14 protein-coding genes are annotated in these 15,258 nt (G+C 76.0%); 5 read left to right on the top strand and 9 right to left on the bottom strand.

Translation table 11 applies throughout. The annotated features are described in order from the left end of the window. The first annotated feature begins 17 nt into the window (after positions 1–17). Entirely contained in the window at positions 18–1,604 is a 1,587-nt protein-coding gene (locus IE326_RS35210; protein ID WP_190044477.1) for a phytoene desaturase family protein, read from the top strand. 37 nt (positions 1,605–1,641) lie between these two features. Here IE326_RS35210 and IE326_RS35205 read toward each other — a convergent pair whose 3' ends face one another. From IE326_RS35205 to IE326_RS35195, 3 genes are all read right to left on the bottom strand, one after another. Then, on the bottom strand, positions 1,642–2,184 hold the full coding sequence (locus tag IE326_RS35205; protein WP_190044476.1) for a cysteine hydrolase family protein: 543 nt from the start codon (positions 2,182–2,184) through the stop codon (positions 1,642–1,644). A gap of 25 nt (positions 2,185–2,209) precedes the next feature. Next, positions 2,210–2,659, bottom strand: a complete 450-nt coding sequence (locus IE326_RS35200; protein ID WP_190044475.1) for an SRPBCC family protein — start codon at positions 2,657–2,659, stop codon at positions 2,210–2,212. Positions 2,660–2,830: 171 nt separating this feature from the next. Further along, complete coding sequence (locus IE326_RS35195; protein WP_150233646.1) at positions 2,831–3,811, bottom strand: DUF2804 domain-containing protein; 981 nt, start codon at positions 3,809–3,811, stop codon at positions 2,831–2,833. A gap of 84 nt (positions 3,812–3,895) precedes the next feature. Here IE326_RS35195 and IE326_RS35190 point away from each other — a divergent pair, with 84 nt between their 5' ends. Continuing rightward, complete coding sequence (locus tag IE326_RS35190; RefSeq protein ID WP_190044474.1) at positions 3,896–5,101, top strand: NADH:flavin oxidoreductase; 1,206 nt, start codon at positions 3,896–3,898, stop codon at positions 5,099–5,101. Positions 5,102–5,208: 107 nt separating this feature from the next. Next, on the top strand, positions 5,209–6,765 hold the full coding sequence (locus IE326_RS35185; protein ID WP_190044473.1) for a serine/threonine-protein kinase: 1,557 nt from the start codon (positions 5,209–5,211) through the stop codon (positions 6,763–6,765). Here IE326_RS35185 and IE326_RS35180 read toward each other — a convergent pair. Further along, positions 6,728–7,348, bottom strand: a complete 621-nt coding sequence (locus IE326_RS35180) for a GNAT family N-acetyltransferase (protein ID WP_190044472.1) — start codon at positions 7,346–7,348, stop codon at positions 6,728–6,730. The two genes, IE326_RS35185 and IE326_RS35180, sit on opposite strands and share 38 nt — an antisense overlap. Positions 7,349–7,518: 170 nt before the next feature. Between IE326_RS35180 and IE326_RS35175 the strand changes: the two genes are divergently transcribed. Next, a complete protein-coding gene (locus IE326_RS35175) occupies positions 7,519–9,021 on the top strand; it encodes a glycosyltransferase family 39 protein (protein WP_190044471.1) in 1,503 nt (500 codons plus the stop codon). On the opposite strand, the gene IE326_RS35170 is transcribed toward IE326_RS35175, so the two are convergent. The 4 genes from IE326_RS35170 to IE326_RS35155 all read right to left on the bottom strand — a co-directional run bounded on the left by IE326_RS35170 (position 9,018) and on the right by IE326_RS35155 (position 12,717). Beyond that, positions 9,018–10,109 carry a sensor histidine kinase gene (locus IE326_RS35170; RefSeq protein ID WP_190044470.1) on the bottom strand — a complete coding sequence of 364 codons (1,092 nt, stop codon included), beginning with the start codon at positions 10,107–10,109 and terminating at the stop codon, positions 9,018–9,020. The genes IE326_RS35175 and IE326_RS35170 overlap by 4 nt on opposite strands. Further along, complete coding sequence (locus IE326_RS35165; protein WP_190044469.1) at positions 10,102–10,824, bottom strand: response regulator transcription factor; 723 nt, start codon at positions 10,822–10,824, stop codon at positions 10,102–10,104. Before IE326_RS35165 ends, IE326_RS35170 begins: the two co-directional genes overlap by 8 nt. Before the next feature lie 106 nt (positions 10,825–10,930). Next, positions 10,931–11,659, bottom strand: coding sequence for a VanZ family protein (locus IE326_RS35160; protein ID WP_190044468.1), 729 nt, complete (start codon positions 11,657–11,659; stop codon positions 10,931–10,933). Positions 11,660–11,745: 86 nt separating this feature from the next. Further along, positions 11,746–12,717: a helix-turn-helix transcriptional regulator gene (locus IE326_RS35155; protein WP_190044467.1), complete on the bottom strand. Its 972-nt coding sequence runs from the start codon at positions 12,715–12,717 to the stop codon at positions 11,746–11,748. Positions 12,718–12,855: 138 nt separating this feature from the next. Here IE326_RS35155 and IE326_RS35150 point away from each other — a divergent pair, with 138 nt between their 5' ends. Continuing rightward, a complete protein-coding gene (locus IE326_RS35150) occupies positions 12,856–13,251 on the top strand; it encodes a RidA family protein (protein ID WP_190045008.1) in 396 nt (131 codons plus the stop codon). A gap of 267 nt (positions 13,252–13,518) precedes the next feature. Here the strand turns inward: IE326_RS35150 and IE326_RS35145 are convergent, their stop codons facing one another. Continuing rightward, positions 13,519–15,126, bottom strand: coding sequence for an amidase family protein (locus tag IE326_RS35145; protein ID WP_190044466.1), 1,608 nt, complete (start codon positions 15,124–15,126; stop codon positions 13,519–13,521). Positions 15,127–15,258 lie beyond the last annotated feature (132 nt).

The following is a 15,258-nucleotide window of genomic DNA, read 5'->3' as shown; positions in this document are numbered from 1 at the left end:
GAACGGCGGTGACGAACGTGACGAACCCTGACGCGGTGGTGATCGGCGCCGGCCCCAACGGACTGGTCGCCGCCAACCTGCTCGCCGACGCCGGCTGGCAGGTCCTGGTCCTGGAGGCGCAGCCCACGCCCGGCGGGGCCGTCCGCAGCGACCGCGGCCTCGACCCCGCCTACGTGCACGACCTGTTCAGCGCCTTCTACCCGCTCGCGGCGGCTTCCCCCCTGATCGCAGACCTGCGGCTGGAGCGGTACGGGCTGCGCTGGAGCCGCGCCCCCGCCGTCGTCGCCCACCCCCTGCCGGACGGCCGCTGCGCCGTCCTGGCCTCCGGCCCGGAGGAGACGGCGGCGTCGCTGGAACGCTTCGCGCCCGGCGACGGCGCCGCCTGGGAGCGCCTGTACGGCCTGTGGGACCGCATCCGCGAGGACCTGCTGGCCTGCCTCTTCACGCCTTTCCCGCCGGTCCGCGCCGGCGTGCGCCTCGCGGCCCGGCTGGGCCGCGCAGAGGCGCTGCGGGTGGCGCGCATGATGCTCCTCCCGGCCCGCCGGTTCGGCGAGGAGGAGTTCGCGGGCGAGGGCGGCCGGCTCCTCGTCGCGGGCAACGCCCTGCACGCCGATCTCGCTCCCGAATCGGCGCTCGGCGGCGGCTTCGGCTGGCTGATGTCCATGCTCGGCCAGACCTACGGCTTCCCCGTCCCGCGAGGCGGCGCGCAGGCCCTGACGGACGCCCTCGTCCGCCGGCTGACGGACCGCGGCGGCACCGTGCGGTGCGGGCAGGAGGTCGGCGGGATCGTGGTCCGCTCGGGGCGGGCCGTGGCGGTCCGCACCGTCGACGGCACCCTGGTCCCGGCCCGGCGGGCCGTGCTGGCCGACCTCCCCGCCCCCCTGGTGTACGGACGTCTCCTGCCGCCGGACGAGCTCCCCCCGCGGCTGCGGGCGGACCTGGAGCGTTTCCAGTGGGACTTCTCCACGGTCAAGGTCGACTGGGCCCTGTCGGGGCCGATCCCCTGGCGCGCGGAGGGACCGCGCACGGCGGGGACGGTCCACCTGGCCGGCGGAATGGACGAACTGACCCTCTTCGCGGCGCACCTCGCCATGCACCGGGTGCCCCGCGTCCCCTTCCTCGTCCTGGGGCAGATGACGACGGCGGACCCCGGCCGGTCCCCGGCGGGCACCGAGTCAGCCTGGGCCTACACGCACGTGCCCCAGGCGATCGCGGGCGACGCGGGCGACGACGCCCTCCGGGGCCGCTGGGACGAACGGGAGAGGGAGGTCTTCGCCCGGCGCGTCGAAGCCCAGGTCGAGCGGCACGCCCCGGGGTTCACCGGTCTGATCCGCGCCCGCAGGTTCCTGGCCCCGCCCGACCTGGAGGGCCTCGACGCCGCCCTCGTGGGAGGCGCGGTCAACCAGGGCACCACCAGCCTGCACCAGCAGCTCCTCTTCCGCCCCCTGCCGGGCAGCGGGCGTCCCACCACCCCCGTGACGGGCCTCTACCTCGCCTCCGCCACCGCGCATCCCGGGGGCGGCGTGCACGGCGCTCCGGGGGCCAACGCCGCCCGGACCGCGCTGCGCGCCCACCGCCTCGGCCGGCTCCGCCCCGGGCGGTGAGCGCCGGTCGGCGCGCGCTGCGCGGGCCGACCGCGCGTCAGTCGTCGAAGGCGACCTCGGCGGCCTCGCAGACGTCCGCGGACATGTTGCGGCTCATCATGCGCAGGGCCGCCTCCGCCAGCCGGCCGTCGATGTGGGCGACCGCGTCCCGGGGGACGACGACGTCGAAGTGCCGGATGTGGGCGTCCAGTGCCGAGTACAGCACGCACTGCTCGGTCACCTGGCCGCACAGCACGAGCCGCTCCGCCCCGAGCCGTCCGAGCAGATAGGCCAGCGGGGTCTCGTAGAAGGCCGAGTGCCGTGCCTTGACCACGAAGAGGTCGTCCTCCTCGGGGGCGACCGGCTCGACCAGGTCCGGGTGCCGGCCGGCGAGGGCCACGTCCAGGATCTCGCCGTGGTGGGAGCGCCACCTCCCGAAGTTGTCGTTCACGTACACGACGGGCGACTCCCCGGCCCGCGCGCGCTTCAGCAGGGCCGTGACGCCGGGCAGGGCCTCGCGCACGGAGGCCACCAGGTCGTCGGCGTCCTCGTGCTCGTAGGCGTTGAGCATGTCGATCACGATGAGCGCCGTACGGGGCACGGAACCACCGCCTCTCGTCCTCTCCTCACCCCCGGGAACCCACCCTTCCACCTTCCACGACGTTCGCCAGCCGGCGGAGCATGTCGCGGTGGCGCAGCTGGATCAGCACGTCGAACGCGGCGTTGTGCAGCGCGCCCGCGACTCCCCGCAGGGGGTGCTCGTCCACGATGACCAGGGCCTCCCGGCCCCAGGGGCGGACCTCGACGGCCACCCGGACCGTCCCGAGGGGACCGCTGTGGACCTCCAGCTCCAGCTCCCGGGGGGCTTCGACCCGGCGTACGACGGTGGTCCCCGACAGTGTCCACGGCCCGAGCCGGACGTCGTACTCCAGGGCGGACCCCAGCTCGGGCCAGACGCCGTCGACGGCGTGCGACTCGCTGGTGCCCACGACCCAGTCCGCGTAGCGCGAGGCGTCGGCGAGTACCGCCCACACCTCGTGGGGCGCTGCGTGGACCAGTCGGATCCGTACGGCCATGGTTCCTCCCCGGAACGGAGCGCCGGAGGGCGGCCGGGCGGCCGCCCGTGCGAAGGCGTGTGCCCCGGGCGGCCGGTCCGTACACCCCGACCGCTCCTCCGGGCCCCGCAGCCGTGTCCGGGGCCGCCGGACGCCCGCCGCCTTCTCCGCACAGGGGCGCGCCCGGCCCGTCTACCAGCGGTTGCGGGCTTCCTCGGCCCAGCCGACCAGGCCGTCGAGGTCGAGCTCCGTGCCGTCGTCGGCCGTGGCACGGCCGGAGAAGCGGCCGAAGCACTGGTGCGTCTCGTTCGCCACGACGCCCAGGTTCGTGCGGGACGCCTTCTCGTGGAACGGGCGGAAGCGGACGTCGACCCGCTCGCCCTCGATCCGCCACGGGCGCAGCCAGTCCGCGCGGTCGTAGGTCCAGCGGAGCTCCTCGCCGATCTTGTGCAGCCGGCCGTCGACGAAGAGGGCGTTCTCGGTGGCGCCGGTGCCGTCCGTCCACCTGCCGCCCAGCTGGACGGCGCGCCCCGGGGCCGCCCCGGCCGCCCAGTTCCAGGTGACCGCGTACGGCCACTTGCCGCGGCCGTGGTCCAGCACCGCGAACGCCTCCGGCCCGCCCACCTCGTACGTCCGTCCCCGCAGCTCCAGCGTGCCGCGCACCGGGCGGCCCACGTCCTTGACGGTGTACTGGAACCGCCGGGCGCTCCACGGCACCACCACGCCCAGCGACTCGTGGCCCGGCGGCAGCGGCACCTCGACGTCGAGCCGTACGCCCTCCGCCGCCGCGCGGACCGTCGAACCGTCCGGGCGCTGCCGGATCGCGATCGTCAGGCCGCCGCCGCGCGCCGTGACCTCGCCCGCGCCGCTGCGGGCGGGGAAGCGCGCCCCGAGGGCCAGCGGCACCACCACGTCCTTCCGGGTCTCCCGGCCGGTCGCCCGCTCCAGCACGTAGAGCCCGTGCACGCCCGCGTAGTCCAGCGACGAGGCGACCAGGCCGACGATGTGGTCCGGGGTGACGATGCCCCAGTACTCCCAGCGCTTCGCCCGCCCCCAGCCGCGCAGCCCGGAGGAGTGCAGCGGACGCCGGGTCCAGCCCACCGCGGCCGGGTTCAGCCGCCCGCCGGGGAGGCACAGGTCCACGGGGGAGGTCAGCTCCGGCTCGCGCGTCATCCGCGCAGGATAGCCCCGGGGAGGGCTCAGGCCGCCCCCTCCGCGTGAGCTGACACCTCGTCAGTTCTGTGCGATGCTCCGCGCATGACCGCAGCCGACCGGCCCCCGCGACCCTCCGGCCCGACACCCGACGTGCTCGCCCCGGCCCGGCTGGGACCCCTGCGGCTGCGCAACAGGGTGATCAAGGCGGCCACGTTCGAGGGCCGCACCCCCGACGCCGTGGTCACCGACGAGCTGATCGAGTACCACCGCCGGCCCGCCGCCGGGGGAGTGGCGATGACCACGGTCGCCTACTGCGCCGTCGCGCCCGAAGGACGCACCCGGCGCGCGCAGCTGTGGATGCGGCCCGAGGCGCTGCCCGGACTGCGCCGGCTCACCGACGCCGTCCACGACGCCGGCGCCGCCGTCTCCCTCCAGCTCGGCCACGCGGGGCCGGTGGCCGACGCCCGCTCGAACCGGCTGCCCTCCCTCTCCCCGATGGGCGGCCTCAACCCGGTCGGCCTGCGCCGCGACCGGGCCGCCACGGCCGAGGACCTGGACCGCGTGGTCCGCGCCCACGCCTCGGCCGCCCGGCTGGCCGTGGCGGCCGGGGCGGACGCGGTCGAACTGCACCTCGGCCACAACTACCTGGCCAGCGCCTTCCTCAGCCCCCGCCTCAACCGCCGCACCGACACCTACGGCGGCTCCCCGGCCCGCCGGGCACGGCTCGCCCTCGACCTCGCCCGCGCCGTGCGGGAGGAGGTCGGCGACCGGATCGCGATCACCGCCAAGCTCAACATGACCGACGGGGTGCGCGGCGGCCTCGCCCCGGAGGACGGCCTCCAGGTCGCCCGGTGGCTCCAGGAGGACGGCTCGGTGGACGCCCTCGCCCTGACCGCCGGAAGCTCGCTGCTCAACCCCATGTACCTGTTCCGCGGCGACGCCCCGCTCAAGGAGTTCGCCGCCCGCTTCCCGCTGCCCCAGCGGCTCGGCCTGCGCACGGTCGGCCGGTCGTTCCTGCGCGCCTACCCCTACGAACCGCTCTACCTCCTGGACCGCGCCCTGGAGTTCCGCGCCGGCCTCGCCCTGCCGCTGGTCCTCCTCGGCGGGGTCACCGACCGGGCGGGGATGGACCGGGCCATGGCCGAGGGCTTCGAGTTCGTCGCCATGGCCCGTGCCCTGCTCCGCGAACCCGACCTGGTGCACCGCATCGCCGGCGCCCCGGCGACGCGCTCGCTCTGCATCCACTGCAACCGCTGCGTGCCCACCATCTACACCGGCACCCACTGCCCCGTGGCCCCCGCCGACTGACCGGCGGCCTCCGCTCCCCCCGCGAGGATTTTGCGTGCCGCCGGAAGTTGGGCACGATCGGTGCCACGCACGGGGCGGCCGCCGGGGGCGGCAGGGGAGGAGAGACGATGCGCGGCAGGATCCTGGCCGGACGGTACCGGCTGGAGGAACTCCTCGGCGAAGGAGGCATGGGTCAGGTCTGGCGGGGCACGGACGAGCGGCTGCACCGCCCGGTCGCCGTCAAGGTCCTCGCCGCCCCCGACGACGAGCACCTCGCCGCCCGGCTCGTCGCCGAGGCCCGTGCGGCGGCCGTCGTCTCCGACGCCCACGCCGTGGCCGTGCACGACGTCGGCGAGACCGAACTCGACGGCCGCACCTCGGTGTTCATGGTCATGGAACTCGTCCACGGCCGGCCGCTGAACGAAGTCCTCGCGGAGGGACCGCCGCCCGTGGCGGACGCCGTGCGCTGGGGGCGGCAGATCTGTCGCGCCCTCGGCGCCGCCCACCGCGCCGGAGTGGTGCACCGCGACATCAAACCGTCCAACGTGCTGGTCACCGGCGACGACGTGAAGCTGTGCGACTTCGGCATCGCCCGTCGCACCCAGCCGTCCGTCCCCGCCCTGACGATGACCGGCATGGTGGTCGGCACGCCCGGATACATGGCGCCCGAACAGATCCGCGGCGACGGCGCGGGCCCCGCCGCCGACCTCTACGCCCTGGGCTGCCTCCTGTACGAAGTCCTCACGGGCAGGCCCCCGTTCACGGGCGAGGTGCTGGCCGTGATGGCCCGGCACCTGGAGACGGCCCCGCGGCCGGTGCGCGAACTCCGGCCGGAGGCCGCCGGGGAACTGGACCGGCTGGTCGCCGACCTCATGGCCAAGGACTCCGGCGCGCGCCCCGCCGACGCGGCCGAGGTCGCCCGCCGCCTCGCCGAGGTCCGCACCCGGCCCTCGGCGCCCTCCCCGGGGCCCGCCCCCGCCGCACCGACGCCGACCGTGGCCGAGCCCGCCGGGCCCCCCGCCCCCGGTCTGCCGGACGCCCCGACCCGGACCGCCCCGCGCCGGCGACCGGAGCCGGAACGGGAGCCGGAGCCGGAACGGGGAGGCGAGCCCTCCGAGCCCACGGCCGGGACGAGCACGCCGGCCGGGAGGGTCAAGTGGGGCATGGGCCGTACGGTGTGGCTGACCGGAGTCCTGGTGGCCGGCGGGCTGCTCCTGCTGACCGGCATGGCCGTGGTGTGGGCCGTGCTGATCGGCCTGGCCGCCACCGCCCTCCTCGCCTTCTCCTACCTGGGCGAGGAGCTCGGCGTCGAGCAGGGGGAGGAGTTCGATCCGCCCGCCATCTGGGCGCTCCTGGCGATGATGGCGATCACCCTCGCCCTGGCGGTGATCGTCTTCGTCCGGACCCCCGCCCCCTGGTGGGTCTCCCTCCTGCTGCTGATGGGTGGAACGCCGCTGCTGATGGGCGGCTCGGCCGTGGTGCGGAGGGCGGTGAACCCGTGGCGGCGCGGCCCGCTCCAGCGCGACCTGGCCTCCACCTCGGGCCTCTTCGCCGGAGTGACCGCGTCCGGGATCACGGCGGCCCACACCGGGGCCGTCGTCGCCATCACGGCCGTGGGCGCGGCGACATGGCTCACCACCGCCGTGGTCATGGGCGCCCTGATGCCCGCTCGCCAGAGACGCTGACACCGGGCCCGCAGACACCGGACCCGCCGGCGTCGACTCCTTCCGCGCGGGCCGGGGACCACACGCCGAACCACTGCTCGGCGCCGTACTCCTCGAAGCGCCCCGCCTCGGTGAAGCCGAGCTTCCCGGCGAGGCGCACCGCGCGGTCGTGGGCGGTCCGGGTGGAGAGGACCACCGGTTCGCCGGGGAGCACGCCCGCGAACCAGCCGAGGACCGCCGCGCACGCCTCGGAGGCGTAACCCCGCCCCCACGCCTCCGGCAGGAACAGGCAGCCGAGTTCCGTCTCTGCGCCTTCCGCGCGGACGTGCCCCGGGCGCTCCGCACCGCGCGGGTCGAGGGTGATCATGCCGATCATCGTCCCGCCGAGGTCGGCCACGAAGACGCCGGGCCGCTGCCCGGGCACCTCCGGCACCACGCGGTCGAGTTCGTCGCGCGGCCGGGCGCCGCCGATGTGGGCACCCACCTCGGGCGACGCGAACAGCTCGACGAACGGACCCCGGTCCCGGGCCTCGGCCGGGCGGAGCAGGAGCCGTTCGGTCCGTATCGGAGCGGGAGGCCAAGTGGTGTTCCCGAGCGCGTTCATGACGGGCAATCTACTGCCCGGCGCACGGCCGGACCCGAGGACGGTACCGTACGGCGGGCCCCGGCACCGGCACCGGAACCGGCCCCCGAAGTCCTCCTCCGGAGGAGGAAGTCCCCTGCGGGAAAGATCCGTTGCCGAGGTGCCCGGTGATGCCGCAGGCTGTGGATCCCATGATCTTACGCATCCTCGGCACGCGCCCGAATCCTCCCCTGTGGACGCTGCCCGCCGCCTGGACCGTCGCGTTCGGACTGTGGGGACTGTCCCGGCAGGACAGCGTGTGGCGGGACGAGGCCGCGACCTGGCAGGTGGCCCTGCGGCCCGCCGGGGCGATCGGGCACATGCTGGAGAACGTCGACGTCGTGCACGGCCTCTACTACCTCCTGATGCACGGCCTCTTCTCCTCCTTCGGCCCCGGCACCACGACCCTGCGGCTCCCGTCCGTGCTGGCCACGGCGGTGGCCGCGGCCTGCGTGACGGAGCTGGGGCGGCGCCTGGCCGGGGCGCGGGCGGGCCTGGCGGCCGGGACGGTCCTCGGGCTGCTGCCCGCCGTGCAGTTCCACCTCCAGGAAGGCCGCCCGTACGCGCTGGTCGCCGCCGGGGCCGCCGTCTCGACGCTGCTCCTCGTCCGCGCCCTCGAAGGACACGACCGGACGCGGAGCTGGGCCGCGTACGGCTGCACGGTCCTGGTCTGCGCGCTGCTGAACTGGCTGTCGCTGCTGCTCCTGCCCGCACACCTGGCGACCCTGCTCCGGACCCGCGCCGGGCGCGGGCTGCGGAGGCGCTGGGCGGTGGCGTCGGGGGCCGCCGTCGCGGGCGCCCTCCCGCTGGTCCTCTTCAGCGCCGGGCAGGCCGGGCAGGTGGACTGGATACCGCCGCTCACCTGGCCCGCGCTGGTCGGCCCGGCCGTGCTGCTCGCGATCGGCGGCCTCGGGGCACGCCTGGCCGGGCCGGGCCGCGGCCGGCTCTCCGCCGCGGCCGTCGGGTTCCCGCTGCTGGCGCTGCCGCAGGCCGCACTGGCCGGGATCTCCCTCGTCCGGCCGCTGTTCCTGGACCGGTACGTGCTGTTCAGCCTGCTGGGACTGGCCCTGCTGATCGGCGCGGGCCTGGCCGTGGCGGCCCGGACGGCGCCGTGGGTGCTGCCCGTGACGCTGGCCGTGACGGCCGCCGCCCTGCTGCCCCAGGCCCAGGCGAAGCGCTCCCCAGACAGCAGGGTCGACGACGTCCTGGCGGCGGCGGAGGAGGTCGGGCGGCTGAAGGAGCCCGGCGACGGGGTGCTCTTCGTCCCGGCGGCCCGCCGCGACACCGCGCTCGTCTCCCCCGACGCCTTCCGCGGCCTGCGCGACCTCGCCCTCGCCGAGGGCCCGCGGGAGTCGGGCACGCTGAAGGGCGTGGAGACCGGCCCGGCCGCCATCAGGGCCGCCATGCGGGACCAGCGGCGGATCCTCCTCGTCACCGACGCGGGCACGCCGCCGGACCCGCTCCCGTCCGCCCGCGACAGGACGAAGGCCGCCGTCCTCGCGGAGGACTTCGCGGTGGTGGCGGACGTCCGGGTCCGGGGGCGGCGGGTGACCGTGTACGAGCGGAGGGCCGCACCCGGGGGTGCATCACGAAACCGCACCGGGGCGTGGGGCCGTGCCTTCCGGATCCGGCCTGATCCGGAAGGCACGGCCTAACGGGCCCCGTCCGGGGAGGCGGGCAGCCGGACCGTGGCGAGGAGGCCGCCGGCGGGGCGGGGCACGAGGTCGAGGGTTCCGCCGTGGGCGCGGACGACGCTGTGCACGATGGCGAGGCCGAGGCCGGCGCCCGCGTGCTCGTCGGTGCGGACGCGGTCGGTCCCGCGCCGGAAGGGCTCGGTGAGGGTCGGCACCAGCTCCGGAGGGAGCGGCGGGCCCGTGTTCTCGACCCGTACCACGCTCGTGTCGCCCTCCGCCGCCGTGTGGACCGTCACCGTGCCCCCGGCGGGCAGGTTGTGGACGACGGCGTTCTGGACGAGGTTCGTCACCATCCGCAGCAGGAGTTCGGCCGAGCCGCCGGTCCAGGCCGCGCCGCCGGTGACGTCGAGGGCGATCCCGCGCCGCTCGGCGAGGGGGAGCAGGGTCTCGGCGGCCTCCTCGGCGACGAGGGAGAGGTCGACGGCCTCGCGGGCGAAGGTCCCCCGGTCGCTGCGGCTGAGCAGCAGGAGGGCCTCGGTGAGGTCGATCGCGCGGGTGTTGGCGGTCCGCAGGCGCGCGAGGAGGTCCTCCCGGTCCCGCGCGGGATCCTCACGGGCGAGGTCCAGCAGCGTCTGCGAGATGGCCAGCGGGGTGCGCAGCTCGTGGGAGGCGTTCGCGGCGAACCGCCGTTCCTCGGCGACGTGCGACTCCAGCCGGTCGAGCATCCCGTCGAACGCGTCGGCGAGCTCGCGGAACTCGTCCCGCCGGCCCTCCAGGCGGATCCGGTGGGACAGCGACCCGTCGCCGGCGCCGCGCGCGGCGGCCGTGATCCGGGTGAGCGGCGCCAGCATCCGCCTCGCCAGGACCCAGCCGCCGACGAGCCCGAACACGAGGAGGAACGCCATCGCCACGGCCGCGGCGGGCGCGAAGGTGTGCACGAGGAGGTAGCGGTTGGGCGAGACGCCGAGGAGGCCCTGGGAGTTGTCGGGGACGTACCGCAGCAGGAAACCCCACACCACGGCGAGCAGGAGCGCGCCGGCGACGGCGAGGAACCCCGCGTAGCTGAGGGTGAGCTTCAGCCGGACGCTGAGCCCGGGGCGCCTACGCACCGGGACGGCCGCCGGCGGAGCCGGAGCCGGGGTCGGAATCGGGGGCGGGGGTGGGACCGGTGTCGATGCGGTAGCCGACGCCCGGCACCGTGGCGATGACCCACGGCTCGCCGAGCCGTTTGCGCAGGGCGGAGACGGTGATGCGGACGGCGTTGGTGAAGGGGTCGGCGTGCTCGTCCCAGGCCCGCTCCAGCAGCTCCTCGGAGCTGACGACCCCGCCCTCGGCGCCCACGAGGACCTCCAGCACGGCGAACTGCTTGCGGGTGAGCGCGACGTACCGGCCCTCGCGGAAGACCTCCCGGCGGAAGGGGTCGAGCCGCAGCCCCGCGAGCTCGCGGACCGGCGGCCGGGCGCGGGCGCGCCTGCGGTCGAGCGCCCGCAGCCGCAGGACCAGCTCCCGCAGCTCGAACGGCTTGGTGAGGTAGTCGTCCGCGCCCAGCGCGAAGCCCGACTCCTTGTCGTCGATCCGGTCGGCCGCGGTGAGCATGAGGATCGGGACGCCGCTGCCGGAGGCGACGATGTACCGGGCGACCTCGTCCCCGGAGGGCCCCGGGACGTCCCGGTCGAGGACCGCGAGGTCGTAGGAGTGCAGGCGGAGCAGTTCCAGGGCGGAGTCGCCGTCGCCGGCGATGTCGGCGGCGATCGCCTCCAGCCGGAGGCCGTCCCGGACGGCCTCCGCCAGGGCGGGCTCGTCCTCCACGATCAGTACGCGCATGCCGGAAGCCTAAGCAGGCCGGGGACGCGTCCGCGTCCGGGAACGGGTCCGGGGAGGGCGCGGGTACGGGGCGGGGGCAGCGCACGCGTCCGTGCGGGCACGCGGCTCAGCCCGCCCTCACGGCCGCGGGGCGCGGGAGGTCCGCCGGGGCCGGGACCGCCGTCCGCCACCAGCGGCGCGACGCGAGCGCGGCGAGCCCGGCACCGGCGGCGTTGACCAGCACGTCGTCCACGGAGGACACCCGGTCGAGCCGGAGGACGTACTGCGCGGTCTCGACGAGGACCGAGCAGCCCGCCCCCAGGGCCAGGACCCGCGGCACGGACGCCAGCGCCGCGAACCGCACCGGCCCGAAGAACCCCAGCGAGGCGAAGACCAGCAGGTTGCCGGCGATGCCGAGCGGCCCCATCGTGACCAGGTCCCGCAGCGGCACCAGGCTCAGCCGCCCCGGCACGGTGCCGGCGCCCGCGCCCGGCATCATCGTCAGCCACACGAACGGCACCGTCCCGTGCACCATGCCCACCTCGGCCAGCGACCGCCGCCACGCGCCGGGGACCCCGGCGGCGCGCCTGCGGCGGGCCGGCCCCCACGCCACCAGCAGCGACAGCGGCACCGCGACCAGCGTCACGAGCACCACGCCGTTGAAGGTGTCGAGGCACCCGTGCCACCGTCCCGCCGCGCACCGGGGCGCCGACATCATGAGCGGCCCCCGCATGGCGAACAGCCCGCCCGCCGCGCAGAGGCCCGCCAGCACACCGGGCGCGAACCGCCGGACCGGGCGGGCGGAGGGAGCGGGGCGCTGCGGTGCGGGCGGAGCGGCGTCGTGATCCGTATCCATGCCCTCCATGGAAGACGACGGGTCGTTGCGGCGGCGTATGGGATTTTCGATACGCCCGCGATATGTGCTCCGCCCGCGAGGCGCTCCTACCGGTCGTCGTAGCGGGCGGCGAGGGCGGCGGCCCGGGCGTGCAGGGAGGCGCGGAGGGAGTCGGGTGCCAGGGCCTCCGCGTCCGTGCCGAGCTGCCACAGGGCCCATTCGGCGTGCCGGGCGTCCTGGAAGGTCACCGTGAGGTGCAGCCGGCCGTCCGGGCCGGGCTCCTCCGCGCGGACGGCCAGGGCGGTGTCCAGGAGTTCCTCCCGCCGCGCCGGCTCCAGCAGGAGCCGCACGGCCAGGTGGTCGCCCTCGGAGAGGAACCGCGCGGAGCGGTCGCGCCAGATCCGGTCCAGGTCGACCCGCTGCGGGCGCTCGGCCTTCTCCGGGAGCTCCTCGGCCGCGAGGATCCGCGACAGCCGGTAGGTGCGGTCCTCGCCGGACCGCGTGGCCAGCAGATAGCCCCGGTCCCGGACGGTGACCAGGCCGATCGGGTCCACCGTGCGCGGGCGCGGCACCTGGCCGGCGGCCGCGTAGCGGATGCGCAGCCGGTGCCCGGCGAGCACGGCGCGCCGGACCTCGGCCAGCACGGCGGCGGGCACCTCCTCGGTGGTCAGCCGCCGGGAGAGCAGATCGCTCTCCGGGTCGACGAGGAAGCGCCGGGCCGCGTCGCCGGCGGCGGCCCGGTGGCCGTCGGGCAGCGCGTCGACCACCTTCCGCATGGCCGACGCGAGGGCGGAGCCGAGGCCGAGGGCCTGCTCGCCGCCCTTCGAACCGGCGGTCAGCAGGGCGAGGGCCTCGTCGTGGTTCAGCCCGGTGAGCTCGGTCCGGAAGCCGGGCAGCAGCGCGAAGCCGCCGTGACGGCCGCGCTCGGCGTAGACGGGGACGCCCGCCGAGGACAGCGCCTCGATGTCGCGGAGCACCGTACGGGCGGACACCTCCAGCTCGCGGGCGAGCGCGTCCGCGGTCATCCGGCCGCGCTGCCGCAGCAGGAGGACCAGGGAGACCAGCCGGTCGGCGCGCATGCGGGAACCGTACCGAATACATGACCGGGGGTGTCATGTTTTGTTGCGAGGCTCGTGCCCACGACGTCGGGGACCGGTGGCAGACCGGCTCCGGCGGGCGCACGTACCCCTGCGGAAGCGAAGCGAGTCGAAGTGACGATGGAACGAACGGCGATCAACCCCGTGACGTGGTCGACCGAGTTGGGCTTCAACCAGGGCGAGCTCGTCTCCGGGCACACCCGCACCCTGTACCTCTCGGGCCAGACCGCCATGGACGCGGACGGCAGGCCCCAGCACGAGGGCGACATGGCGGCGCAGCTGGCGCTGAGCGCCGACAACGTGGAGGCGGTGCTCGGCGCGGCCGGCATGTCCCTCGCGAACCTGGTCCGCCTCGACGTCTACACGACCGACGTCGACCTGCTCTTCCGGCACTACGGCGTCCTCGCCGCCCGGCTGGCCGCCGCCGGGGTGGCCCCGGCCACCACCATGCTCGGAGTGACCCGGCTGGCGATCCCCGGACAGCTGGTCGAGCTGGAGGGGACCGCCGTGGACTGACGGGCCCCCGGAGGGCCGCTCCAGGTGCTCGAAGACCTCGTCCAGAAGCCGGAGCCGGCCGCGTCCGGGCCGGCTCCGGCTTCTGGGCGCGCAGGGCGGCGAAGGCGGCAGGCCCCTTCCGGCTGGCCCCGGGGCGGGCCGGAAGGGGCAGGCCCCGGGCCGAGGTGCGGCGGCCGTGCGACCGTCACCCCCGTGGCCCGGGCCACGGGTCGGCGGCTGCGTGCCCCCGCTCCTGAGAGGACCTCTCGGCCCTGCCGGCCCGGTTCCTTACCGCTCGCCCGCCGCGCCGGACGGCGTCGTGGGCAGGTAGCGGGGCGCGCGCCAGGCGCCGAGGCGCTGCTCCACGGCCGCCCCCAGGGACAGCAGCCGGGCGTCCTGGCGGTCGCCGGCCATCAGGAGGATGCCGACCGGGAGTTCGCCGACGAAGCCGGCGGGGACGGACAGCGAGGGGTATCCGGCGACGGCGGCGGGGGTGGAGGACGGGATCACGTCGTTGTCGCCGCGCGCGCAGTCGGTCGTCCAGGCGGGCGGGTTGGCCGGGGAGGCGATGGCGTCCAGGTCGTGCGCGGCCATCGTCTCGTCGATGGACCGCCGGGACAGGTCCTTCAGCTCGGCGCGCACGGCCCGGTACCCGGGGTCCGTGGTCGGCGGCGCGGCCAGCGCCATCTCGAAGAGTTCCTGGCCGGCGAAGCAGGTCCGCTCGGCCGGGGTCGCGCGGTTGAACCCGATCAGCCCCGCGAGGTCCCGGGGGCCCTGCCGGGTGGCCAGATAGGCGTCGATGTCGCGGTGGAACTCGCTGAGCAGGGCCGGGAATTCGAGTTCGGCGAGCCTGGCCTGGTACGGCGGGGTCACCTCGACGACCGTCGCCCCGGCGGACCGCAGCCGCGCGGCGGTCCGGGTCATCAGGGCGTTCACCCCGGAGCCGAGCGAGGGGAGCCGCCACAGGCCGATCCGCTTGCCGCGCAGACTGCCGGGACGGGTGGCCGCCTCCGCGAGGTGGGCAGTGTCCCCGGCGCCGCGGCCGCCGAGCACCGAGAGGGTGAGCGCGGTGTCGACGACGTTGCGCGCCATCGGACCGGCGGTGTCCTGCTCGGCGGAGATCGGGACGACGCCGGCCTGGCTGACCAGGCCGAGGCTCGGCTTGTGCCCGACGACCCCGTTCATCCCGGCGGGGCAGACGATGGAGCCGTCCGTCTCGGTGCCGATCGCGACCTGCGCCAGGGAGGCGGCGAGCGCGGCGGCCGAACCGGAGGACGAGCCGCAGGGGTTGCGGTCGAGGACGTACGGGTTGCGGGTCTGCCCGCCCACCGCCGACCAGCCGGAAGTCGGCTTGGCGCCACGGAAGTTGGCCCACTCGGACATGTTGGCCTTGCCGAGGATCACCGCGCCGGCCGCCCGCAGCCGGGTGACCAGCTCCGCGTCCCGGTCAGGCGGGCCGCCCGCCAGCGCCAGCGATCCGGCGGTCGTCGGCATGTCGCGGGTGTCGACGTTGTCCTTGAGGAGCACGGGGATTCCGTCGAGCGGGCCGCGGGTCCTGCCGAGGCGGTGCCGGGCGTCGCTGGCGGCCGCCTGGCCCAGGGCCGTGGGGCTGACGCGCAGCACCGCGTTGATCTTCGGGTCCACGGCCCTGATCCGCCCGAGGTACGCCCGGGTCAGCTCCGACGAGGTCAGGGACCCCCGCTTCATGCGCGCCTGCAACTCGGGGATCGTCACCGTGTCCAGGTCCACTCCGCGCAGGAGCGCCGACTCGACGGGGGCGGGGGAGCGGTCGGCGCCGGATGCGGCGGCCGCCGCGCGCTGGCCCGGAACACCTGCCGTCAGAAGGGGTGCGACGGCCAGTGCCGCGGTCAGCGCCGCGAGGCTTCTCTTCTTCATGGCGCCCACCCCACTGCACGACATCGCCCGCGTGCAAGGGACTTGTGGAAACCATCGTGGTGCTGGAGACGGGTTCTCCCCGGGATCCGGGAGGAGGCGTCGTCCGGGACCGGTCCCCTGGACGGCGGCGCC

The organism is Streptomyces filamentosus (genome assembly GCF_014654895.1).
Taxonomy (GTDB): domain Bacteria; phylum Actinomycetota; class Actinomycetes; order Streptomycetales; family Streptomycetaceae; genus Streptomyces; species Streptomyces filamentosus.
The sequence above is the reverse complement of the archived record's forward strand: the minus strand, read 5'-3'. Positions and strand labels throughout refer to the sequence as shown.

What these genes read in the sequence shown, in the direction of transcription:
- IE326_RS35200 (WP_190044475.1), bottom strand. Translation starts at nt 2,659, where the DNA reads ATGGCCGTACGGATCCGACTGGTCCACGCAGCGCCCCACGAGGTGTGG.
- IE326_RS35195 (WP_150233646.1), bottom strand. Translation starts at nt 3,811, where the DNA reads ATGACGCGCGAGCCGGAGCTGACCTCCCCCGTGGACCTGTGCCTCCCC.
- IE326_RS35190 (WP_190044474.1), top strand. Translation starts at nt 3,896, where the DNA reads ATGACCGCAGCCGACCGGCCCCCGCGACCCTCCGGCCCGACACCCGAC.
- IE326_RS35185 (WP_190044473.1), top strand. Translation starts at nt 5,209, where the DNA reads ATGCGCGGCAGGATCCTGGCCGGACGGTACCGGCTGGAGGAACTCCTC.
- IE326_RS35180 (WP_190044472.1), bottom strand. Translation starts at nt 7,348, where the DNA reads ATGAACGCGCTCGGGAACACCACTTGGCCTCCCGCTCCGATACGGACC.
- IE326_RS35175 (WP_190044471.1), top strand. Translation starts at nt 7,519, where the DNA reads ATGATCTTACGCATCCTCGGCACGCGCCCGAATCCTCCCCTGTGGACG.
- IE326_RS35165 (WP_190044469.1), bottom strand. Translation starts at nt 10,824, where the DNA reads ATGCGCGTACTGATCGTGGAGGACGAGCCCGCCCTGGCGGAGGCCGTC.
- IE326_RS35160 (WP_190044468.1), bottom strand. Translation starts at nt 11,659, where the DNA reads ATGGATACGGATCACGACGCCGCTCCGCCCGCACCGCAGCGCCCCGCT.
- IE326_RS35155 (WP_190044467.1), bottom strand. Translation starts at nt 12,717, where the DNA reads ATGCGCGCCGACCGGCTGGTCTCCCTGGTCCTCCTGCTGCGGCAGCGC.
- IE326_RS35150 (WP_190045008.1), top strand. Translation starts at nt 12,856, where the DNA reads ATGGAACGAACGGCGATCAACCCCGTGACGTGGTCGACCGAGTTGGGC.
- IE326_RS35145 (WP_190044466.1), bottom strand. Translation starts at nt 15,126, where the DNA reads ATGAAGAAGAGAAGCCTCGCGGCGCTGACCGCGGCACTGGCCGTCGCA.